Here is a 22661-nt window from a genome sequence, read left to right on the forward strand (position 1 = left end):
TTGCGGGTTCTTTTGTGGACTGCGTAAGAATCCCCCGCCTTTAGGCGGTGGGAGTCTCAATTGATAGTTCGCACTCAAGCATGGCGAAGCCGAACGCCGTCTCCACCTCTAGCTCCTCTCTCCCTTTGGGAGAAGAGCTGGGGGTGAGGGGTGCCTCTAGGAGTGCGTCTGATTGGCAGCCAGCCCCTCAAGAATAGGTGATGTCCGTCTGTCCCAAAGGGATTGCCTCCATCCCTGCCTCGGCCTCTTCTGCGCGCACCTCCTGCAAAAAGGCTTCGAGAGAAGCGTGGGCTTCCGCCTCCAGATCTGCTCCCCCTTCCGGCAGCCAGCCCAAAAGCGGCAGGGGCAAGAGGGTGGACAGGTTGGTCAATAGCAGCAGCAGCCCCAGATGGCTGAAATCGCTCTCGGTTACCCCCAGCGCGTGCATGAGCAGGGATCCCAACTCTTGAGAGAGAAACCCCGCCAGGTTAAAAGCCGACATCAGCAAGGCGAAGAGGGTAGCTTCGATTCCCGGCGGGCAGAGGCGGGCAGCCAAGACCAACACCGGCATAAAGGCAATCTGCCCTGCCACCGTCAGCACCAGGCTATCCCCCAGACTAAACCAGTGATCGTCGATGCCCCAGGCCCGGTTGAGGTGATAGACCAAAATGAGGCTGGTTAGGCCCAGCCCTGCCGAGAGAACCGTCATCCAGCCAAATAGAGGCCGCAGCGGGATCCGCCGCAGATACACCTGAAAGATCGCCACCCCCACCAAGCTGGCGACGCTGGTAACCAGCCGCACCTGGCCTAAAAACCCCGGCCCAAAGCCGAGATCGCTGGTAAAAAAATAAAACAGGGCCACGTCGGCGCTGGGAGTTGCCTGCCAGATAAAGACAAACAACACCGGCAAGAGAATGCTGGGTTGCCGCAGCGCCCGCCACACCTGTCCCACCTGCTGCCGCAAGGGATCCCAGCCAAAGGAGCAGGCCACCGGCTGATCCACAATCACCCAAGCCGCCAGGGCGATCAGCAGCGGCAACAAGGCCGTCAGCCCAAACACCACCTGGGGGGGATAGTGGTCTAGGAGTGCCCCTCCGGCATAGGCCGTGAGCAGAGATCCCAGCGCCGTCGCCCCCCAGGACAAAGACTGCAGCGTGCCCGTCCCCGCCCAGTCGCTGCCGTGAACCCGCTCCACCACCAGCGAATCCACAATGACATCCCCCACCGCCACCGCCAGGGATCCCAAAACCATCCACAGCATCGCCAACTCAGCCGTTGGCGCCCACAGGGCCATCCCTAGCCAAGCCCCACACCCCAGCAGCCCGGAGAGCAAGAGGTAGGGACGGCGGCGGTAGCCTGCCAGCGGCAGCGTATCGGAGAGGAGGCCGTAAAGAGGCTTGAGGGTCCAGGGAATGACGGCAAAGCCCATCAGCGCCGCCGTCTGCGCCGGCCCCAGGCCCAGGCTATCCTTCAAGTAAAAACTGGTGGCCAGCCGCGCCAGCCCCACCGCCCCCTGCACAAAGTACACCAGCAGGATCCCGATCAGTTCCGGCGTCCAGCAGATCTCTTGCAGGGGATCCAAAGTGGATCGGCGCAGCTGTTGCAGCAGGAGGTGAAGCATGGGCAATCTTGTCCTTGTCGCTTCCTGTCTTGGCCGTTGTCCCGTAGGACTGCTCTTGCAGCATTGTCTTGCCGCAACAATAGCAACAGCAGGAAATGAGAGTTAAGAACTTCTTTACACTGTAACCTGCTCAACTGTAACCTGCCCAACCGGCCCACGGCTGCGATCCTCCAGACCCCCGCCTGTCAAGGCGCCGGCGGCACTTCTGTAGAGATTCCAAGCCGTGAGCTGCCTCGGGCGAACATGACTGACAATGCGAGGGATCCTTTTTTGAACTGCTCATGAGCTGGCAACGCCCCGATGGTCGCACGGCTGCCCAATTGCGCCCGATTTCCTTTCAGCGCCACTTCACCCGCTACGCTCCGGGCTCAGTGCTGGTGAAGTTTGGCGATACCCATGTCCTCTGCACCGCCAGTGTGGCCGAAGAAGTCCCCCCCTTTTTGCAGAACACCGGCCAAGGCTGGCTGACAGCGGAGTACCGCATGCTGCCCACCGCCACCCAACAGCGCCGGCCGCGAGAGACGCTAAAAGTCTCAGGCCGCACCGCCGAGATCCAACGGCTCATCGGGCGTAGCCTGCGCGCCGCCTTGGATTTCCACAAGCTGGGATCCCGCACCATCACTGTCGATGCCGACGTCCTGCAGGCCGATGGCAGCACGCGCACCGCCGCCATCACCGGTGGCTATGTGGCCCTGCACGACGCCATCACTTGGCTTTACAAACAGGGGCTGCTGGATCCGGCGCAGGGATCCCCCTTGCGGCAGCAGGTGGCAGCCCTTTCGGTGGGGATCGTGCGAGGCGAGGTGCTGGTGGATTTGTGCTACGAGGAGGACAGCCAAGCGGAAGTGGACATGAACATTGTCATGAACGAGCAGGGAGCCTTGATCGAGATTCAGGGCACCGCCGAAGCCGGCTGCTTCGACCGCTCGCAACTGTTGCAAATGTTGGATATGGCCCAGGCCGGCATCCAAGAATTGCTCCGGGCCCAGCGAGAGACTCTAAACTTGTAGCCGACGGGATTGTTGCAGCCGCGAGCCCAGCCTGAGCCTTGCAGCGGTTCCGGTCGGGCGGCTGCTGGTAGGGTTCCCAGAGTTCTGCCTTTGACACTCCCACCCAGGGGATTCTTACGCAGCCCAAAATGGACTCGCGAAGGCGCTGTCAAGACGCCCCTAGACAGTCCTTTGAGGCATAACCTCAAAGTTCTGCTTACTTCGGACTGAAGTTCCTCCAGGTTAGTTATTGCCGCGCCGGTTTTGCACCGCAGTAGGTTGTTTTCCTGGAGAAGCTCTATATAACAAAGAAGCAACTAAAGTGGCTCAAGGGCTTTTTCGCCCCGCACTCAAGTACGGGGCTACCAAGCTATCCTCTTGTGTTTCTTTTTGGTAAAGAGACGATAATGAGATGAAGCAGCCGTGAATCACGGCTGCCTCTGCAAGCTTGGGTGTGTGGCCGAGGTGAATCCCTGCGCATTTGGACTGCAGAGGCTGGCCGGGAGGATGTCCCATGTCCCATTTTGTGTTTGCAGCGGGGGAACTGGCGCCCCTGCTCCGGCAGCAAGGTCGGCAGTTTAGCACCGGCTATCTGCACCTCCACCTCAAAGGGGGGGATCCCGCCGAGGGCACGGAGCCTTGGGTGCTGACCTACTACTACGGCAGACTGCTCTTTTCCGCCGATCAGCCCCTCAACCCTCAGATCCTGCTAAAGCGCCTATCCCGCTTTATTCCCCGCCTCAACTTGGAATGGTCGCAGCGGGCTATCCGAGTGCTGCAGGAGCGGCTGATAAAAGACAACTCCCTGCCGGAACTGCTAGAGGCCATCGCCCAGTTGGGCCTGATCAAGCCAGGTGAGCTGGAAGACGCGCTCTGGCTCAACCTGCTCACCGATTTCGATCGCTATCTCTTTGAGCGGGCAGGCACCTGTTCCTTTGAAGTGCAGGAACGGGTTGCCCAAGAGGCCCCCATTGGCGGGTTTGAGTTGGAGCCGCTGCTACAAGAAGCGGCTCGCCGCCACGATCGCTGGGCGGAGTTGCGGGTGGCCGTTCCCACCATGCTGGCGGTGCCGGTGGTCAACTGGGATCGGGTCAACCGCTATCGCCTTACCGACGAACAGCGGCAAAAGCTACACGCCCTCACCAAAGATGGCCAGTCGCTAGAGGCCATTGCCAAGAAGCTGTGTCGGGATCGGCTGGAGGTGGCCGGCCTTTTCGCTGCCTGGGCCAAAAAAGGTCTGGTGAGCCTGCAAACGCCCCCAGAACTGCTGCAGGCTAAGCGCCACGCTCCCACAACCCTCTTGGCGGTGGACGACAGTGTCGTGATGCAAGAAATCCTGCGGCAGTACCTATCCAAATATCACGTGATCACAACGGGCAACCCCGCCGAGGTGCTCCCCCTTTTGTTTCAGCACCGGCCTCACCTGTTGTTGATGGACATCGCCATGCCCGGGATCGACGGCATAGAACTCTGCCGCATTGTGCGTAGCCTGGAAGAGTTCAAGTCTCTCCCTATCCTGATGGTTACCTCGCGGGATAGTTTGCTGGATCGCATCCGCGGCAAGTGGTCGGGAGCAACCGGCTACCTGACCAAGCCTTTTAGCGAAAGCCAGCTCGTCGCCGAGGTGGAGCGGCTTTTGGCCCAGGCCCAGCAGCAAGAGCACACCCCCTACTCTCCCCGAGGAGCCAAAACCAACCCGCCCAGCCCATGGCGGGGATCCCCTGCCCCCCTTGGGGATCAGGCCAAAGCTTAGAAAGCGGGCCAAGGAGGCCGAAACTATGTTTACGGGTCTGGTGCGCAGTTTGGGTACAGCTCAGTTGATCTCCTCTTCCCAAATACGGGTTATCTGTCCAGAGCTACAGCCGCAGTTGGCTTATGGCGACAGCGTGGCAGTGGACGGCCTCTGCCTGACGGTGGTGGAGATCCTGCCCGATGGCTTTTTGGCCGATGTCTCGCCGGAAACGCTGCGGCGCTCGGTCTGGGGCCAGGGATCCGGCCCGCGCACCGTTAACCTCGAGCCGTCCCTGCGGGTGGGAGACAAGCTGGGGGGGCATTTCGTCAGCGGCCATATCGATGGGGTGGGACAACTGTGGGAGCAAGCGGCCACCGGCAACGCCTGGGAGCTGAGCTTCAAGGTGCCGGCGGAGATCGGTCGCTACATCGTGCCCAAAGGCAGCGTGGCCGTCAACGGGGTCAGCCTGACCGTTGCCGAGGTGCGCCAGGGGGGCTGCTGGTTCAAGGTGGCGGTGATCCCGCAGACCTACCGCGAGACCAACCTCTCCTTGCTGCAGGTGGGGGATCCGGTGAACGTGGAGGCGGACATGCTGGGCAAGTATGTGGAAAAATTGTTGGGCCTGGCTCCGCCGGAGAGCGGCCTTTCTCTGGAGTTTCTGGCCGAGCACGGATACGTTTAAGTCCCTAGCGGATCTTTGCCCATCTCATGATTCAGCCGGAAGAAGCCGAACGCCTGCGTGGCGTGACCGTCTATTTGATTGGCATGATGGCCAGCGGCAAGTCCACCCTGGGAGCTGAGCTGGCCGCCCAGTTGCGCCGCCCCTTCTTCGATACCGATGCCCTGGTGGAGCAGGTGGCGGGCTGCTCGATTGCCCAGATCTTTGCCGAGCAGGGGGAGGCCCACTTCCGGGAGCTGGAAACCCAGGTGCTGGCTCAGCTCAGCGGCTACACCCGCCTGGTGGTTGCTACGGGGGGCGGCATCGTGCTGCGGCCCAAAAATTGGAGCTACCTGCACCACGGCCTCACCGTTTGGCTGGATGCGGCCCCTGAGCTCATTTGGCAACGCCTAAAGCGGGATCCTGGCCAACGGCCCCTCTTGCAAACCCCCGATCCCCAAGCTGCCCTGCAGAGGCTGATGCAGGAGCGAGAACCCTTCTACGCCCAGGCCGACGTGCGGGTGCCCATCCATTCAGAAGCCAGCCCGTCCCAGTTGGCGGAACAGGTTTGGCAGGCCATTTGCGCCCGCCTGCGAGCCCAGCCGCCTTGCAACCGATAAAAAAAGGGATCCGCAAACCTCTGGGATCCCTAGACTTGCCAGGAGCGGATCCCTGGCAAGGGGCAGGCAACGATTCCTTAGAGCGCGTTGCCGCGGGGCAGGACTTCCTCGGGGAACTCAAAGCGCTCGTGCGGCTGGTCCTGCGGCGCCATCCAGGCCCGAATCCCCTCGTTGAGCAAAATGTTCTTCGTGTAGAACGTCTCAAACTCAGGGTCTTCCGCCGCCCGCGTCTCCTGACTGATAAAGTCATACGCCCGCAGGTTCAGCGCCAACCCCACCACACCAATGCTCGACATCCACAATCCCGTTACCGGCACAAACAACATGAAAAAGTGCAGCCACCGCTTGTTGGAAAACGCTATCCCAAAAATCTGGCTCCAGTAGCGGTTCGCCGTCACCATCGAGTACGTCTCTTCCGCCTGCGTCGGCTCAAATGCCCGAAACGTGCTCGCCGCTTCCCCATCCTTGTAGAGCGTGTTCTCCACCGTCGCCCCATGGATGGCACACAGCAGCGCTCCACCCAACACGCCGGCCACCCCCATCATGTGGAACGGGTTCAGCGTCCAGTTGTGGAACCCCTGGAAAAACAGCAAAAACCGAAAAATCGCCGCCACTCCAAAGCTGGGCGCAAAAAACCAACTGCTCTGCCCCAGCGGGTAAATCAAAAACACGCTCACAAACACCGCTATCGGCGCGCTAAACGCAATGGCGTTGTAGGGCCGCACCCCCACCAGCCGGGCAATCTCAAACTGCCGCAGCATAAAGCCAATCAGGCCCAGCGCCCCATGGAAGGCCACAAAGGTCCACAGCCCGCCAATCTGGCACCAGCGGGTAAAGTCCCCCTGGGCTTCCGGGCCCCACAGCAGCAGCAGGCTGTGCCCCATGCTGTCGGCGGGGGTGGACACGGCCACCGTCAAAAAGTTGCACCCCTCCAGGTAGGAGCTGGCCAACCCGTGGGTGTACCAAGAGGTTACAAACGTGGTGCCGGTCAGCCAGCCGCCCAGGGCCAAATAGGCGCAAGGAAACAGCAGCAGCCCCGACCAGCCGATAAACACGAATCTGTCGCGCTTGAGCCAGTCGTCGACGATGTCGAACCATCCTCGCTCCTGGCGCGCGCGCCCTACTGCGATGGTCATAGGACAATTTTCTCCAGAAAAAGACAACCAACCAAAAATGCAGTGCAGCACCGCCCCCAGCATTTCTGAGCGGCACCGCCCTTCTATCTTACGAAAAATTAATAAATTGCAACACTTCTCAGGATGAGGCTCTGCCCCAGCTTGGCCGGCACAGGGATCCCTTGTGTTTTAGGATGGGAAGGGTTTTGCCGGGATCCGCTTGCCTCAGCAGGACGAGGGTCATCGCAACACGGAGGGCATTGTGGTGCAAGCCAGGATTTTGTTTGCAGCGGCGGAGGCTGCCCCCATTGCCAAGGTGGGGGGTATGGCGGATGTGGTGGGATCCCTGCCCGTCGTTTTGCGCAAGCTGGGGCAGGATGTGCGCATCATCATGCCCCTGTACGGGTTTCTCTGGGACAAGTTCGGCCCGGAACCGGGGCAATACCCCCGCTCCAAGGATCCCATCTGGTCTAAACAGGTCATGGGGCAGGTGGCCGATATTTACGAAAGCGTTTTGCCCGGCACCGATGTGCCCCTCTACTTGGTCAGCCACTATTGTTTTGCTCCCCACCGCATCTACTACGGCGAGGACGAGTTCTGGCGCTTTACTTTTTTTGCCAACGCCGTGGCTGAATTTGCCTGGACCTACTACCCTTGGAAACCCAACATCATCCACTGCCACGACTGGCACACCGGCATGATCCCGGCCTGGATGCACCAGGCTCCCGATATCGGCACCGTCTTTACCATCCACAACCTGGCCTATCAGGGGCCTTGGCGTTGGCAACTGGAACGCATGACCTGGCTGCCCTGGTATTTTTCCGCCCACAACACCATGGCTGCCGGGATCCTCTACGCCGACCAAGTGAATACGGTTTCGCCCACCTACGCCATGGAGATCCGCACCAGCCTCCATGGAGAGGGCCTCCAGGATCTGCTGGCCTGGAAAGGGGAGCGCCTGCGGGGGATCCTGAACGGCATCGACACCGAGAAGTTCGATCCCCGCACCGATCCCGCTCTCGAGGCCAACTTCAGCATCGACGACCTCAGCGGCCGGGCGGTGAACAAGGCGGCGCTCCAGTCTCGCTTGGGTTTGACCGTTAACCCCGACGTGTTCTTGATGGGCATGGTAGCGCGTTTGGTGGAACAAAAGGGGATCGATCTGCTTATCCAAACCCTGGATCGCTTTTTGGCCTATAGCGATTCACAATTTGTCTTGCTGGGCAGCGGGGAAGCCTACTACGAGGGGCGGATCCGGGAGATGGCCGAGCGGCACCCGGGCAGAATGGCCTATCAACAGGGTTACCAGCCGCAACTGGCTCAGTTGATCTATGGAGGAGCAGACGTCTTTTTGATGCCCAGCCGCTTTGAGCCCTGTGGCATCAGCCAGATGATCGCCATGCGCTACGGCTGTGTGCCCATTGCCCGCCGCACGGGAGGGCTGGTGGATACGGTCAGCCATCACATTCCCAGCAAGGGGATCGGTACGGGCTACTGCTTTGATCGCTACGAAGCCCTGGACTTCTACACCTGCTTGGCGCGGGCTTGGGAGGCCTTTCAGCACAAAGACACTTGGCAGGCGCTGCAAAAGCGGGGCATGGCCACCGACTTCAGTTGGCAGCGCTCGGCGCTGGAATACCTGCGCCTGTACGAGCTGATTATGAACTTGCCGCTGAGGCCGGAAAAGACCTCCTCTGAGAATCAGCCCGCCCCCACTTAGCTCTACTCCGTCCAAACAGCCAGCCTCCCAGCAACTTCTGGCTGAGGGGATCCCTGAGCTGCGGCGGAGGCACCCAGAGTGAGATAAAGTAGAACGGGTTAACGAGGTTTTGAGGACTGCCTGCCAATGTTCGGACGACGTCCCGCTGTTATTGGCCAAGGTCGGCGCCAAGACGCCACTGTCCAAGGGCTCAACTTTCTGCGCCGTTCTTGGGCGCGGTTGGCTTTCGGCTTGTTGCTTGGCCTTGTCCTGGGCGTCGGCTCGACTCTCTGGGCCACGGCTCAAGAGCTGCCCCCTGGCCAGCAGCTCATTCCCAACCCGCAGCAGTTTCGGGCCCTAGAACAGCCCAACAATGCCCTCAGCGTGTTGCGGGCTGAACAACTGGCCGCCGAAGCCGATGCCGCCATCCAAGCGCAAAACTACGACCGGGCCATCGAGCTGCTGCAACAGGTGTTCAACGCCTACAACCAGCGCTCCAACTACCACCAAGATCTCTCCCGGGCTTTTGCCGGGATCCAAAACCGCATCTCCGAAGAGCAGCGGGAGCTGGCCCGCGTTGCCGCCCAGGCCCGAGATGAGGCTGCCTACGATCTGGCCGTGGTCTATCGGGCTGCCGGGCGCCCCGAGGAGGCCGTGGGCTGGTTGATCCAGGTCATCAAAAGCCAAACCCCAACCCGGGAGCTAGGCACCCAGGCCTACCAGCAGCTGCTGGAAATTGGCTTTGTTAGCACTCCTTTTCCCTAGAGCTTTTCTTCCAGATTGCGGTAGAAAGCCAGCGCCGTTTGCCCATAAGCCCGCTGGTCGACGCGCAGGAGAGATCCCACCTGCTCTGGCAGCTTTTGGCCGCTGCGATGCTCGACAATCAAGGTTCCACCTGGCTTGAGCAAGGGCGGGATCCGCGGCAGGAGCGAGGCGTACAGACCGGCGTCGTGGGGGGGATCAAAATAGACGTAATCGAAAGGATCCAAGCCCAGGCCGCGGCTGAGCAGCTTGCGGGCATCCCCCTGAATCACCTGGAAAGATTGTCCCGGCTGAGCTACCTTTGCCCAGTTGGCCTGGATGAGGCGACAGGCCGGCGCAGCGATCTCGATCCCGGCCACAAAGGCCGCCCCATGGCACAGGGCCTCTGCCCCCACTGTGCCGGCTCCACAGCAGAGATCCAGCCAGCGACAGCCCTCCACCTGCCCCCGCAAGATGTTGAACAGGGCCTGCCTCACCCGCCCAGGGGTGGGTCGAGTGCCCAGGCCGGCAGGGGTCTGCAGCGCTCGTTTGCCGCTGATACGCAGGCCCATTAGTGTTAGGGGGAGGGAGTCGGTGTAGGCAACTGGCCGGTTAACCCGCTGCGCTGGGCGGCACGATCCCGTTCCATCTGGATCTGCTCCACCAAAGCTTCAGGCAACTGGGCAGCAGCCTGCAGGGCTTGGTCGAAAAGGGGAACTGCCTCCCGGTCTTGGCCCTTGGCAACCAAAATTTGCGCCTTGAGGTAGTAGAGCTCAGGGTTGTTGCAGGAAGCAGCAATGGCCCGCTCCACCGCCTCCAGCGCCTCGTCAAAGCGTTTCATATCCCGATAGGCCAGGGCTTGGCCGCGGTAGGACAAATAGTCAGGCGCTGCCAGGCGAAATTGATTCAACGCTTTCTCCCGATAGGTCAGCAGCAAATCCATATAGCCGTTGAGGAGATTCAGCTCTGGGTCGCTGCTGTCCACGGCCTGGGCGGCCCGGATGGACGCAAACAATTGATTGAGGGTGGGCAATGCCTTGGGCAGCCCGATCACCACCCCCTCCCGCACCACAGTGTTGGCCGCCTCCAGCCCATAGCCCACGCCCTCATACAGGTTGCCGCGCAAGGGATCCGTCTTTTTCAGCTCGGCAGCCACTTGTCGGGTTTGGGTGGCCAACTGGGCAAAAGCATCCAGATCCCCCTCCTGGTAGGCCAGCGCCGCCAACAGGGCATAGACCATTGGCTCGTCGGGGGAAGCTTTCTTGGCTATTTCCAGCTTCTCTCGGCTCTGGGTGTAGCGGCCTGCGCAGAAAAACTCCTCAAACGCCGCAGCCACCTCAGGGCTGATGGGGCGGGCATTGGCCCCGCTGCGAAAAGGATCCTGCGCCCAAACCGGCAAGGCGGATCCCCACACCCAACACAGGATCCCTGCGAGCTTGGCCCCTCTGCCGAACTTGTCGCTTCTCATCCCCTGGCCTCAGCACCCACTACGAACTTTTAGCGAATCGACGCGTCCTTGACCTGCTCTTCAGCGCAGCATTTGCGCAATCGCAGCAATGGCTGCGTCTTGAACCAACTCATTGGTCTCGTGGGCCAGGAGAGCGTGCAAGGGATCCAGGGCGCGCGGATCCCCGATTTGGCCGAGGGCGCGGGCTGCCGCCTCCCGCACCGCCGGTTCGCCGTCAGAAAGCTTGGTCAGCAAAGCCGGCACCGCCTCAACTGCACGCATTTGACCCAACTGATAGATGGTTTGCAGTTGGGCCTCAAGAGGGGTTGTCGCAGCTGTAGGAACAGAGCCGTACACAGAGATGCCAGGAGAGTAGCCGTAGGAGCCCCGGCCCGCCATGGCGATGGCCGAAAGGGCCTGCAACGCCTCTAGGGCATGATACCGCTCTGCCTCGTTCATATGCGGCAATTGGGCCACCAGGTTGTCAAAGGCTTGCTGTACAGGGTCAGCAGCCGCAGCCTGTTGGACAATGCGAGCAAGGTTTTGGTCGGCCCGCATCTGTTGCCAAGACTGGAGCATCGCCAAGCCGGCAACCACCAAAGCAGCATCGGCCAAAACAGCCAGCAGTGCCATCCCGCCCCAAATCTTGCTGCGACGGCTGAGCTTTCGCATCTGCTTATCCAGGTAGACGAAAGCCTGGTGCTGCCGCTCCCAAAAGTCAGGGGCCACCTGCAGAGTTTGGGCGCTCAGATCAGGAGACAGAAGGTTTTCCTCGCGGGCCACCTCCAAGCTTTGCAGCCTCTGGTTTAGGCGAGAAAAGTGTTTCGTCCAGAGCCAAGTAAACATCAGATCCCATCCTCTCTCCGAGCCTGCCAATGGAGCCAAATCTCCCTGACACAGCAATCTAGGGACTCGTGCTTGCATCCGTTAAGCGACAGGATAACAAAAGCCTCGGCCCCCCACCACCCGCTCTCGAGCGAAAAAGCGCAGCGCGGAAGCAAGCCATGGCTGCGGTGAAGCGCTCGGTGGTGACCCCCCATAGACAGCCGCCCGCACCTTAGGCAGGCGGGAGCATAATCCGCTCCGAAAGACCTAGGAACACCGGGTACTGAGCACAGCCGAGCACCGTTCAGCGCTGCATCGAGATCGTCATCCTTCTCTAAGCGATCTTTCTGGCAACGAAGCAATTTTCGGCCCGGCGGCATTTCCCGCCGGAGCAGCATCGCGTTTGCGCCAGCAGACTGTGGGCCCTACGCAGTTGGCTGGACGGACAAAACAACCTGTCTTGTCCACTTCCAGTTCCCCAAACAGAGGATTCCCAGGGGCAACCGAATCCTGGCAGATTCCTTACAATCTACGCTCAGATCAGCTCGCTTACCGGGAAGCGATCCAGCAGTTTTTGGGCTTCGCGAGCGTTTTCCCGCAACTCGGCTGGCAGATGGGGTATGTAGGGAATCTGGGAGAGCAAATCCAGCGTGCGGCGAATCAGGCGCACAATATCCCCAGCATCCAGGTTGGTGCTGGCCTCTAGCTGTTCCCAAGGGATCCCTTGCGCCCAGTGTTCCACGATCCCGGCCAAGCCAGGCTCAAACCCAATCGGCACGTGAAACACCTGGTGTTGCCGCTGGCTGCGGAACAGTTGCCGCCGCAAGCCTCGTAAGCCATGCAGCACATCCTCGACTAGCCCGGAAGTACGCAGCCGGCTGTAGGTACCCGAACGGGGAGGCTCGGCCACCAGGGCAGCGATCACCCCAGCGAAGTGATGGGGAGCACAGCCTAGACATTCGCCAGATAGCAAAGCCAGCGCCAGCCAGAGCTCGTTATCTCCCCGCAGAGCGGCTACCACCTCTCCGCTGGCGGTAGGTTGATACTCCCGCAAACAGTCGAACTCCTGCAACACCCCCACCAAGGCCATAAATTGCTGCCAGCGCAACTCCTGTACCGAGTCGCTTTGCCGCTCCAGGTGCTGCAGACGCTTGCGCAGGCGCTGGCGCTTTTCCTGTAAACCCAGCAGCTTTTTCCCAACCCTGTGGGCAGGGTTTGCGCGGATGCGGGCTTCCAGGGCGCGGATCTTTTCCTCTTGGGCTTGGATGTGGGGAAAGGCCAATAGGCGCAGGGTGGGATCCGGCTCGGCTTCTCGCTGTTTGAGCAGGTAGCGCAAGATGCGCCGCTCTTCCCGCCGTTGCGCCTGCACTTTCTCGTAGCGGGCGATGTCTTCGTCGGAAATACCCTCCAAGAGGCGGTCGATCTCTTCCAGCTCGGCGCGGGTGTGCTGGAGCTCCTGTTGTTCGGGCAGCTTTTGCAGCGAGAGCAAATACTGGCCAAAGCTGCGGTTGATGAGATCCCGGGCCGCCTCCAGAGAGTGCTTCTGCAGCAAGTTCAGCACCATGCCATAGGTGGGGGTAAACTGGCTCACCAGGGGATCTGCTCCCGCAGTGGCCAGCCGCGCCGCCTCTTGCGCCCCTTCAAAGGGAGATTGCAAGGTCACCACATGCCCGATCACATCTTTGCCCCGTCGTCCGGCCCGGCCCGACATTTGCATAAACTCAGAGGCAGTCAGGAGGCGATGGCCGTCGTCGGTGCGCTTGGAGAGGGAGGAAATCACGGTCGTGCGGGCGGGCATGTTGATCCCGGCGGCCAAGGTCTCGGTGGCGAAGACCAGCTTCACCAACCCCTGCTGAAAGAGGTGCTCCACCAGGCCCTTCCAGGCGGGCAACAGGCCGGCATGGTGGGCGGCAATCCCCCGGTAGAGGGCATCCAGTTGATCCCGACGCACGGCTTCCGGCGTTTCCCGGCAAAAGCGGTCGATCTGCTCGGCCAACTGCTGCCGTTCTGCCTCGCTGGCGATCAAGTCCAAGTTCCCCACGCTGGCCACCGCCAGGTCGCAGCCTTTGCGGCTGAAGATGAAATAGATGGCCGGCAACATGTCCCGCTGGCGCAGGTTTTCCACCACCTGCACCATATCCGGCACCCCCCCATAGGAGGACTGGCCGGACTTGGGGAGTTTGCTTTTTAGGCGGCGATTGCAAACCCACTGGCCCGACTCCGTTTGTTCCAGCAGGGGGAACAGCCCTTTGCGATTGGCAAAGTGAAATTGCAGCGGCACCGGGCGATGGCTGGAGTCGATCAGTCGCGTGGGGCCATGCACCTGGTTCATCCAGTCGGTGAGCTGGTCGCTGTTGGCCAGCGTGGCCGAGAGGGCAACAAGCTGGATGTGGGCAGGGCAGTAGATGATCGCCTCTTCCCAGACGGTGCCTCGCTGCTGGTCGTTCATGTAGTGGCATTCGTCCAGGATCACCGCCTGCACGTCTTGCAAGGGATCCCGGCTCAGGGCCTCCGCCTGCTCCCACGCATCCCTCTCGCTGGCGTAAGCCCCCTGTTGGACAGCCAGAGAAAGCGGCGTGCCGTAGAGCATGTTGCGGAAGATCTCGGTGGTCATCACCAAGATGGGCGCCTCCCGGTTGATGGAGATGTCGCCGGTGAGCAGGCCAACCCGCTCTGGGCCAAATTGCTGGCCGAAATCGCGAAACTTCTGGTTGGAAAGAGCCTTCAGAGGAGTTGTATAAAAAACCCGCTTGCCTTGGGACAAGGCCCGATAAATAGCATATTCTCCGATCAGCGTCTTGCCGGATCCCGTAGGTGCACAGACTACCACCGATTCCCCAGCTGCTAGAGCTTGAATCGCTCGGATTTGAAACTCATCCAGCTCAAAAGGGAAAAGCCTGCGCAACTCGTCCAGCAAGTCGGTTGCCGGGGAGAGAAGCGGGTTCATGGGATCCGAAAAGTCATCAGAAAACAACCTAAAAGCTAGCCACCTCGCTGCCGCTTGTGTGCTATATCTCCCAGGATACAAGCTTGATCCGGGTGTTGGCTCGGGGCTGCGAGTCTTGCCGCTGGGGGAGACCCAAGCCTGGGCAATGCTAAAATGAGGTGCCGTCGCCGGGTGCCATCGTGCTGGTTGTAATCGACAACTACGACAGCTTTACCTATAACCTGGTGCAATACCTGGGGGAACTGGGGGCACCGATGCAGGTTTTTCGCAATGACGAGATCTCAGTGGCCGAGCTGCGCCAGATGCAGCCGGAGGCTGTAGTCATCTCGCCGGGGCCGGGACGACCAGAGGATGCCGGCATCTCGCTGGAGCTAATTCGGGAGCTGGGGCCAGAGTTGCCCATTTTGGGTGTCTGTCTGGGGCACCAGTGCATCGGCCAGGTCTACGGTGGCCAGATCGTGCGCGCCCCTGAGTTGATGCACGGCAAAACTTCGCTGATCTACCACCAAGGGGTGGGGGTATTTGAGGGGCTAAGCCGGCCTTTTGCGGCCACCCGCTACCACAGCTTGGCCATCGAGCCCTCCACCTGTCCTGAAGAGCTGGAGGTGACGGCTCAAACGGACAGTGGGATCATCATGGGGATCCGCCACCGCCGCTACCCTCACGTGCAGGGGGTGCAGTTCCACCCAGAAAGCATTTTGACCACAGAGGGCAAGCGCCTGCTAGGCAACTTTCTGCGCCTGGCTCGGCACCATGGTTCGGGATCGCCCCAGCCGGCGGCTGCCGTCGTCGCGTCAGGGATCCCGTGCCCATGAAGCGTCGCCAACTTTTGCAAGCCAGCGCCGGCCTGCTGGGATCCCTTGCCGTAGGGGGTCAGCGGGCGGGTGCTCAAACAGGGGGATCCCTGGAGTTCACCCCCCAGAGCCTGCAACTGACCTGGCTGCACCACAGTTGCGTTTTGTTCGAGGGGGAGGGCAAGCGCTTTCTGGTCAACCCCTTCCGCCCGGCGGGCTGTACAGCCGGCTACCCTGCTCCCAGCGTTGCTGTCGATCTGGTGCTGCTCAGCAGCCGTCTCCTGGACGAAGGGGCTTTGGACGTGGTGCCGGGCAACCCCAGGGTGCTGTTTCAGCCGGGGGACTACTTCATCGACGGGATCCGCGTGCAGGGGGTGCGCATGCCGCGGGGCCCCCGCTTTGGCCTCAACGTAGGCTGGCGCTGGCGCATGGCCGGGATCGACATTGTCCATTTGGGAGGGGCACTGCAGCCCATTGGCCGGGAACAGTCCATCCTGCTGGCTCGCCCTGACCTGTTGCTGGTGCCGGTGGGGGGTGGGCCGAAAAACTACGATCCCGCCGCGGCCAAGGCGGCCATCGAAGCGCTGCAGCCCAAGTTGGTCATCCCAACGATGTATCGCACCGTCGCCGCCGCCGACTCCCAATGCGATCTGGTGCCTTTACAGGCGTTTTTGCGTCTCTTCCCCGCTGCTGCCCCGCAACCTGCCCTCAGCAACCCGTTGCTGCTCTCGGCCCAGGCTCTGCCCAGGCAGGGGCTCGCCATCCTTTTCTTTGAGGAATAGGGCTATGCGAGGTCAGGTCCTAAAAATCGCTGTCGGACTGGGATCCCTGCTAGTGGGGGGTCTGGGATTCTATGGATACTCCCTACCAGAAGATCCACAAGCCTTGGCCCAAGCCAACCCGCTGCGGCTGCAACTGGCTCTCTGGCTAGGGAAAGACGCCAACGCCGTCGATGGGCGGGGCAAAACAGCCCTGTTTTTTGTAGAAAGCGGCCTCAAGGCCCGCCTTTTGCTGGCAGCGGGGGCGGATCCCAATCAACTAGACCATGGGGGAGCTAGCCCACTGCACCAAGCCGCTCGCCTGGGCAACCCTGAGGTTACGAAAGCCCTGCTCCAGGGAGGGGCGGAGGTGAACGCTCGTTTTGGCGCCGGTGGCCTTCCCCTGCATTTTGCCGCTTGGTCCGGCAACCCCGAGGTCGTTCGGCTGCTGCTGGAACATGGCTCCGAGATCGACGAGCCGGACGGCTACGGCCTCACGCCCCTGCGCATCGCCCAGGATCTGCGCCGCTGGGAAGCTGCAACCCTGTTGTCCCGCTGGCCCCGCTCCGCCTCAACCGACGGGCATACAGATTGATTCCCCTTCTCTACCACCCCAGCACCCAGGCGAAGATCAAAGGCGCCACGATGGTGGCATCCGACTCGATGACGAACTTGGGCGTGTCGACCCCTAACTTGCCCCAGGTGATCTTCTCATTGGGCACTGCCCCCGAGTAGGAACCGTAGCTGGTGGTGGAGTCGCTGATCTGGCAGAAATAGCCCCACAGGGGTACGCCCTGGCGACCCAGATCTTGATGGAGCATGGGCACCACACAAATGGGGAAATCCCCAGCAATGCCGCCGCCAATTTGGAAGAAGCCGATGGAGCACTCTGCCGAGGTGCGCGTGTACCAGTCCGCCAGGTGGATCATGTACTCGATGCCCGTGCGGACGGTATGGACATGGCGGATCTCGCCGCTGATGCAGTGGGCAGCGTACATGTTGCCGGTGGTGGAGTCCTCCCAGCCCGGTACGTAGATGGGCAAGTCGGCCTCCATGGCCGCATAGACCCAAGAATCCCGCGGATTGATCTGGTAGTAGGGCTCCAGCCGGCCGCTGCGCAGGATGCGGTAGATGAACTCGTGCGGGAAGTAGCGCTCCCCCGCCTGATCGGCAGCCGTCCACTCTTCCAGCAGAGCTTTTTCCAGGCGCCGCATCGCCTCTTCTTCGGGAATGCAGGTATCGGTTACCCGGTTCAGGTGCCGCTCCAGCAGCTCCTGCTCCTGCTGCGGGCTGAGATCGCGGTAGTGGGGCACCCGCTCGTAGAAGTCGTGGGCGATGAGGTTAAAGATGTCTTCCTCCAGGTTGGCGCCGGTGCAGGAGATGGCGTGCACCTTGTTCTGCCGAATCATCTCGGCCAGAGAAAGGCCCAGCTCTGCCGTGCTCATGGCGCCGGCCAGGGTCACCATCATCTTGCCGCCTTTCTCCAGGTGAGCAGCGTAGCCCTTGGCGGCATCCACCAGGGCGGCGGCGTTGAAGTGGCGAAAGTGATGCTTAAGAAATTGGCTGATAGGACCTTTGGCCACTGCTTCTGCGGTTATCATGGTTGGGTTTCTAAGCAAGGCGGGTTCGCCTTCCCAAGGCACAGACTTCGTATCATAGCCAAACCTAAGAGCGCTGGCAAGCTTTTAGGGATCCCTTCAACCTTTTGTTTTGGACATTGCCGGCATGGCCATTGCTCTAGAGTACGTTCGCGAGATCTACTATCGGCCGCTGCTGCAGTTGGTGTACGAGGCGCAAACGGTGCATCGGCAGCACCATCCGCCTGGCCGGGTTCAACTCTGCGCCCTGGTCAACATCAAGTCGGGCCGCTGCCCGGAAGACTGCGCCTATTGCCCCCAAAGCGCCCGCTACTCGACAGGGATCGAGACCTACCCCTTGATCTCGCTGGAGTCGCTGCGTCAGCAGGCCATGGCCGCCCAAAGGGCCGGCGCCACCCGGCTGTGTATGGGCGCTGCCTGGCGGTCGGCCCCGGCAGGGGAGGCGTTTGAGCGGGTGTTGGAGATGGTGCGCCTGGTGCGCAAGCTGGGGATGGAAGCCTGTGTTACCCTGGGGATGGTGTCGGCTGCCCAGGCGCAGCAATTGGCGGCGGCGGGTCTGACGGCCTACAACCACAATCTGGACACCTCGCCGGCGTTCTACCCCCGCATCATCACGACGCGCACCTATCGGGATCGCCTGGAGACACTGGCCCATGTGGCGGCAGCCGGCCTGCAGATCTGCTGTGGCGGCATTGTCGGCCTTGGGGAAAGCGACGAAGACCGCATCGGCCTGCTGCACGTTCTGGCCAACCTGACGCCGCCCCCCACTTCAGTGCCCATCAACGCTTTGGTTCCCGTGGCCGGCACGCCCCTAGGCCAGCTTCCCCCGCCCGATCCGCTGCTGCTGGTGCGCACCATCGCCACGGCCCGCCTGCTGCTGCCCACCGCCCAGATCCGGCTCTCGGCAGGGCGAAAAAACCTGTCCGAGAGCGAGCAGGCGTTGTGCTTCTTGGCGGGGGCCAACTCCATCTTCACCGGGGAAAGGTTGCTGACCACGCCCAATCCGGGCCAGGCTGCCGATGCGGCTTTGCTCGAGAAGCTGGGCCTGCAACCTCTGTAGAGGCATCTCCCCTTGCCCTTTCGGGATCCCTGCTTGTAACAATCTTTGCAGAAAATCGAACCCTCTTAACCCTGTCGGCAGCCATGCCAGAATGGTGGCGACAGTGTTCTTCAGGGTTGTCCATGTCTCCTGTCAGCACTGCCGAGCCCCTTGCCGAAGTCCAATCCCCTGAGGCGGCTGCTGCTTCTCCTCCCCAGCCCTTGCCGGGGGAGACTGGGGAGCCGTCAAGGGGGGGGTTCTTTTGGGGATCCCTGCGGCGCTGGTGGTCTCGCTGGAAACAAAAGCTGCGCCTGGAGACCCAGTTGCTCTTTGTGGCCACGCTGGTGGTCTCGCTGGTGGTGAGCAGCTTCACCTTCTGGGCCGTCAGCACCGTGCAGCAGGATGCGCGCTTTAACGAAGCCCGCTTTGGCCGGGATCTGGGGCTGCTGTTGGCGGCCAATGTCGCCCCCCTGATCGCAGAAGATCGCATTGGCGAAGTGGCCCAGCTGTCGCGGCAATATTTTGAGAGCACCAGCAGCATTCGCTATTTGCTCTATGCCGACCCGGAGGGGAACATCTACTACGGGATCCCGTTTTCCAACCAGGAGGTGAAAACCTCTCTCAGCCTTGCCCGTCGCATGCAACTGCCGGGCAACCGTCCGCCTGCTGAGGGCCAGCCCCTGGTGCGCGCCCACCTCACCCCTGCCGGGCGGGTGACGGACATTTTTGTTGGCATCTATCATCAGGGCCGCTTTTTGGGCACCCTGGCCCTGGGCATCAACCCCAACCCCGCCCTCGTGCGCTCGACGCAACTGGCGCGCGAGGTCTCGATTGGGGTGTTTTTGGCGGTGTGGGTTCTGGCCATCCTGGGAGCCGTGGTCAACGCTCTCACCATCACCTACCCCATCAAGGAGCTGGTCAAAGGCGTCCAGGAAATCACCAAGGGTAACTTCAAACAGCGCATCGACCTGCCCTTTGGGGGGGAGCTGGCCCAACTCATCGACAGCTTTAACGAGATGGCGGAGCGGCTGCAGAGCTACGAGGAGCAGAACATCGAAGAACTGGCCGCCGCCAAGGCCAAGCTGGAGACTTTGGTTTTCTCCATCGTCGATGCCGCCATTTTGCTGGACGCTGAGTTTCGCGTACTCTTGCTCAACCCAGCTGCCTCGCGCATGTTTGGCTGGGAAGGCGAGCCTGTTTTGGGCAAGCCCTTGCCGGAGCTGTTGCCCGAGGATCTGCGGCAGCAGTTGGCCCGCCCCCTGATGCAAATTGCCCGCGGGGATCAAGAGGCAGAGGAAATTCGCGTCAACCTCAGCGGCCCCACCAAGCGCGTCATCCGCATCCTGCTGTCGCCGGTGTCGGATCCGCGGCGGCAAAACCTCAAGGGGATCGTGATGACGGTGCAGGACATCACCCGCGAGGTGGAGCTCAACGAGGCCAAGGCCCAGTTCATCAGCAACATCAGCCACGAGCTGCGCACCCCACTCTTTAGCATCAAGTCCTTCATCGAGACCCTCTACGAGTACGGCGAGCAGATGTCGCCAGAGGAGCGGCTGGACTATCTGGAAATTGCCAACCGCGAAACCGATCGCCTCACCCGCCTGGTCAACGATGTGTTGGATTTGTCCCGTCTGGAGTCGGGGAAACAGTACCACTTCGAGGCTGTCGATATTGCAGCGGTGATCGAGCAAACCCTGCGCACCCACCACCTGCAAGCCCGCGACAAAGGGATCCAGTTGCGCAAGTTCGTCGATCCGGATCTGCCCCTGGTGTGGGGCAACTACGATCTGCTGCTGCAAGTGATGACCAATCTCTTGGGCAATGCCCTCAAGTTCACGCCCTCGGGAGGGCTGGTGACGGTGCATGCCCACCCGGTCGTGCAGGCGGATGGATCCCCGCAGGCGGTGCGGGTGGCGGTGGCCGATACGGGCATCGGCATTGCCCCGGAGGATCAGGAGCGGATCTTCGACCGCTTTTTCCGGGTGGAGAACCGCGTCCACACCCTGGAGGGCACCGGCCTGGGCCTGGCCATCGTGCGCAACATCCTGGAGAAACACCACACCCGCATCTGCCTGGAAAGCAAGCTGGAACAGGGATCCACCTTCTGGTTCGACCTGCACCTCTACACCGAAAACGGGCCGCTGGAGTTTGCCGCCCAGCCAGGCGAAACGGATCCCCCCAGTTGCCGCTGGCGGGAGGACTCCCGTCACACCCATCAATCTTGAGGAGCAGAAATGGACAGCCTACCGGCAATTTTTTGGGATTGGGCCTCAGCGCTGCCTGCGGCTTTCGCATTTTTGTGCCGCTGTTGGTGATGAACCTGGCAGCTCGCTCCGGGCATCTGCCGTTGGCTCCCGATCTGCAGTGGATTGGGTCGGAAGAGGCGCTGTCGGTTTTTGCGGTGGCTACCTTTTTCGAGGTTGCTGCCTACTGTGTACCCTGGGTGGATAACCTGCTGGACGTGGTGGCAACGCCGGTGGCGGTAGCGGCCGGGATCCTGGTGATGTCGGCGGCAAGGGATCCCTCTACACTGGAGAAGGTTTTGAGTTGTGAGGGGTTGCTGCCATGCCGCCTCGCTGGCCCCGGAAGCCCTCCCGTCGGGATCCTGAGTTTCGCAAGCTGGATGACCGCTACACCTACGCGGCGCATCTGGCTGTTTTTCTCTGCAGCGCGTCGGGGCTGGTGTTTTTCCAACAGCTGTATCGGGCCGATTGGCCGTGGCTGCTGCCGCTGTTGGGCGGGTGGGGCCTAGGCCTGGGGATCCACAGCTTCTGGATCTTTTTTGTGGCCCGCTATCCTGCCGATCCGGGTTTGGTGGAGCTCCCCCCCGAAGCCAACGAAGACTCTGCAGAAGCCGGCTAGCGGCCTCCTTCAAGGGGAGCCAGAAGAGAAGAGGCGCTGTCGTCGTTGCCGCTGCAGCAGCAGGGGGGAAAGGTCGCTCTCGTCGTAGATATCCCCCACCAGCTCTTCCAAAATGTCCTCCAGCGTAATGAGGCCGGTGGTGCCGCCAAACTCATCCACCACGATCCCCAGGTGTTGGCGGGAGCGCAGCATCTCTTTGAGCAGCAGGCTGACGCGCTTGGTCTCGGGCACAAAAAAAGGCGGGGACATGGCCTTGGTCACCTCGGCATTGCCCTTTTGCTCCAGGTAGCGCAGGGCCTGCTTGAGGTGGATGACGCCGACGATCTCGTCCTTGGATTCCCCCTGCACGGGGATGCGGGAGTAGCCCGTCTCCAGGCAGAGCTTCACCACATCCTGCAGCGTTTTGTCGTGGGAAATGGTCTCCATTTTTACCCTTGGCTTGGCCACATCCCCAGCCTGGAGCAAATCCAACGCCAGCGCCCCGCGAAACAGGCGCCGTTTTTGCCAATCCAGTAGCCCTCGCTGCCCCAGCACATCGATCAACAGCTGCAAATCCTTGAGGGAAGCGGTGGCTGTCAGCGGCGAGAGCTCCAACAGGTTGAACAGTCTCCTGACAACCCACTCAGAGGCAGCGGTAAAAGGGCGCAGCAGCACCGAGAGGACATGGACAGGCCGCACCACCCAGCGGAACACTGCCAGCGGATGGCTCACCGCCAAAGACTTGGGCGCCACTTCCCCCACCAGGAGCACCAGGATCGTGGTGGGCACGGTGGCGGCCAAAGCTCCAAACTGGGATCCCAGCAGCTCAATAGAGATGGTGGTGGCCAGGGCGGCAATGCCGATGTTGACAAAGTTGTTCACCAACAACAGGGTGGTGATCATCCGTGAGCGCTGTTGTTGAGCCAGTCGATAGAGGCCTTGCGGATCCCCTTGTTCTTCGATCAGGGACTCCAAGCGCAGGTTGTCCATAGCCGTGATGGCGGTTTCCGCTCCGGAGCAGGCCCCTGAGAGGAGAAGCAGAAAAGCCAGGAGGAGGACATTACCCATAGTGCTCGCGGCTACCCAGAGCCGGATACGAGTGATTTGGGCCGAGGGGGAGCAGGGCAGGCCAGTATCTCTTCGTCAATAGGATTCCTACCTTAGCGGTTCTGGCCAAGCGCATCGCCCCCCCAAGGCTCAACACCTCAGAATTGAATTGGCCCCATCTCGCAAGCTTGAGAAAATCTTCAGGGTTCAG

20 protein-coding genes and 1 pseudogene are annotated in these 22661 nt (G+C 61.3%); 13 read left to right on the forward strand and 8 right to left on the reverse strand.

From position 1 onward, the window contains the following. Nucleotides 1-187: 187 nt before the first annotated feature. The gene (locus NW846_RS01570) at nt 188-1600 is read right to left on the reverse strand and encodes a folate/biopterin family MFS transporter (protein WP_414348248.1); all 1413 of its coding nucleotides are present in this window, start codon (nt 1598-1600) and stop codon (nt 188-190) included. Between the two features lie 281 nt (nt 1601-1881). On the opposite strand from NW846_RS01570, the gene rph reads away from it, so the two are divergent. From rph to NW846_RS01590, 4 genes are all read left to right on the forward strand, one after another. After that, on the forward strand, nt 1882-2610 hold the full coding sequence (gene rph, locus NW846_RS01575) for a ribonuclease PH (protein WP_414348251.1): 729 nt from the start codon (nt 1882-1884) through the stop codon (nt 2608-2610). 493 nt (nt 2611-3103) lie between these two features. Next, nucleotides 3104-4342, forward strand: a complete 1239-nt coding sequence (locus NW846_RS01580; RefSeq protein ID WP_011431428.1) for a response regulator — start codon at nt 3104-3106, stop codon at nt 4340-4342. Between the two features lie 25 nt (nt 4343-4367). Continuing rightward, nucleotides 4368-5003 (forward strand): riboflavin synthase, encoded by a 636-nt coding sequence (locus NW846_RS01585; protein WP_011431429.1) that lies wholly within the window; start codon nt 4368-4370, stop codon nt 5001-5003. Nucleotides 5004-5029: 26 nt separating this feature from the next. After that, nucleotides 5030-5599, forward strand: coding sequence for a shikimate kinase (locus tag NW846_RS01590; RefSeq protein ID WP_011431430.1), 570 nt, complete (start codon nt 5030-5032; stop codon nt 5597-5599). 77 nt (nt 5600-5676) lie between these two features. On the opposite strand, the gene psbD is transcribed toward NW846_RS01590, so the two are convergent. Beyond that, nucleotides 5677-6735: a photosystem II D2 protein (photosystem q(a) protein) gene (gene psbD, locus NW846_RS01595; RefSeq protein ID WP_011431157.1), complete on the reverse strand. Its 1059-nt coding sequence runs from the start codon at nt 6733-6735 to the stop codon at nt 5677-5679. 304 nt (nt 6736-7039) lie between these two features. Between psbD and glgA the strand changes: the two genes are divergently transcribed. Further along, the gene (glgA, locus tag NW846_RS01600; protein ID WP_049749844.1) at nt 7040-8434 is read left to right on the forward strand and encodes a glycogen synthase GlgA; all 1395 of its coding nucleotides are present in this window, start codon (nt 7040-7042) and stop codon (nt 8432-8434) included. A gap of 126 nt (nt 8435-8560) precedes the next feature. After that, complete coding sequence (locus NW846_RS01605) at nt 8561-9178, forward strand: hypothetical protein (protein ID WP_099834749.1); 618 nt, start codon at nt 8561-8563, stop codon at nt 9176-9178. Here NW846_RS01605 and rsmD read toward each other — a convergent pair. The 4 genes from rsmD to NW846_RS01625 form a co-directional block, all read right to left on the reverse strand. Continuing rightward, nucleotides 9175-9726, reverse strand: coding sequence for a 16S rRNA (guanine(966)-N(2))-methyltransferase RsmD (gene rsmD / locus NW846_RS01610; protein ID WP_414348025.1), 552 nt, complete (start codon nt 9724-9726; stop codon nt 9175-9177). The two genes, NW846_RS01605 and rsmD, sit on opposite strands and share 4 nt — an antisense overlap. A gap of 5 nt (nt 9727-9731) precedes the next feature. Continuing rightward, nucleotides 9732-10622: a Sll0314/Alr1548 family TPR repeat-containing protein gene (locus NW846_RS01615; protein ID WP_011431434.1), complete on the reverse strand. Its 891-nt coding sequence runs from the start codon at nt 10620-10622 to the stop codon at nt 9732-9734. A 60-nt stretch (nt 10623-10682) separates the two neighbouring features. Continuing rightward, nucleotides 10683-11447, reverse strand: coding sequence for a HEAT repeat domain-containing protein (locus NW846_RS01620; protein ID WP_228375357.1), 765 nt, complete (start codon nt 11445-11447; stop codon nt 10683-10685). A 514-nt stretch (nt 11448-11961) separates the two neighbouring features. Beyond that, nucleotides 11962-14373, reverse strand: a complete 2412-nt coding sequence (locus NW846_RS01625; protein ID WP_414515167.1) for a DEAD/DEAH box helicase — start codon at nt 14371-14373, stop codon at nt 11962-11964. 179 nt (nt 14374-14552) lie between these two features. Between NW846_RS01625 and NW846_RS01630 the strand changes: the two genes are divergently transcribed. Genes NW846_RS01630 through NW846_RS01640 form a run of 3 tightly spaced genes read left to right on the forward strand, consistent with a single transcriptional unit; the run spans nt 14553 to nt 16520 of the window. Continuing rightward, entirely contained in the window at nt 14553-15188 is a 636-nt protein-coding gene (locus NW846_RS01630) for an anthranilate synthase component II (RefSeq protein ID WP_011431437.1), read from the forward strand. Then, on the forward strand, nt 15185-15949 hold the full coding sequence (locus NW846_RS01635; RefSeq protein ID WP_414515169.1) for an MBL fold metallo-hydrolase: 765 nt from the start codon (nt 15185-15187) through the stop codon (nt 15947-15949). The genes NW846_RS01630 and NW846_RS01635 overlap by 4 nt, the downstream gene beginning before the upstream one ends. Before the next feature lie 4 nt (nt 15950-15953). Beyond that, nucleotides 15954-16520: an ankyrin repeat domain-containing protein gene (locus tag NW846_RS01640; protein ID WP_414515171.1), complete on the forward strand. Its 567-nt coding sequence runs from the start codon at nt 15954-15956 to the stop codon at nt 16518-16520. A 10-nt stretch (nt 16521-16530) separates the two neighbouring features. Here NW846_RS01640 and NW846_RS01645 read toward each other — a convergent pair whose 3' ends face one another. After that, nucleotides 16531-17526, reverse strand: coding sequence for a deoxyhypusine synthase family protein (locus tag NW846_RS01645; RefSeq protein ID WP_414515172.1), 996 nt, complete (start codon nt 17524-17526; stop codon nt 16531-16533). Between the two features lie 124 nt (nt 17527-17650). Here NW846_RS01645 and bioB point away from each other — a divergent pair, with 124 nt between their 5' ends. From bioB to NW846_RS01665, 4 genes and pseudogenes are all read left to right on the forward strand, one after another. Further along, nucleotides 17651-18583: a biotin synthase BioB gene (gene bioB / locus NW846_RS01650; RefSeq protein ID WP_011431441.1), complete on the forward strand. Its 933-nt coding sequence runs from the start codon at nt 17651-17653 to the stop codon at nt 18581-18583. Between the two features lie 122 nt (nt 18584-18705). Further along, complete coding sequence (locus NW846_RS01655; protein WP_414346993.1) at nt 18706-20787, forward strand: ATP-binding protein; 2082 nt, start codon at nt 18706-18708, stop codon at nt 20785-20787. 38 nt (nt 20788-20825) lie between these two features. Then, nucleotides 20826-21071, forward strand: a pseudogene (locus tag NW846_RS01660) (DUF4126 domain-containing protein); the annotation flags it as partial. 56 nt (nt 21072-21127) lie between these two features. Next, on the forward strand, nt 21128-21424 hold the full coding sequence (locus NW846_RS01665; RefSeq protein WP_099812735.1) for a 2TM domain-containing protein: 297 nt from the start codon (nt 21128-21130) through the stop codon (nt 21422-21424). Between the two features lie 9 nt (nt 21425-21433). Here NW846_RS01665 and NW846_RS01670 read toward each other — a convergent pair whose 3' ends face one another. Beyond that, nucleotides 21434-22471 (reverse strand): hemolysin family protein, encoded by a 1038-nt coding sequence (locus NW846_RS01670; protein WP_414346995.1) that lies wholly within the window; start codon nt 22469-22471, stop codon nt 21434-21436. Nucleotides 22472-22661: the final 190 nt, after the last annotated feature.

The sequence above is a fragment of the Synechococcus sp. W60.3 genome (assembly GCF_047502615.1).
In the GTDB taxonomy this organism is placed as follows: Bacteria; Cyanobacteriota; Cyanobacteriia; order Thermostichales; family Thermostichaceae; genus Thermostichus.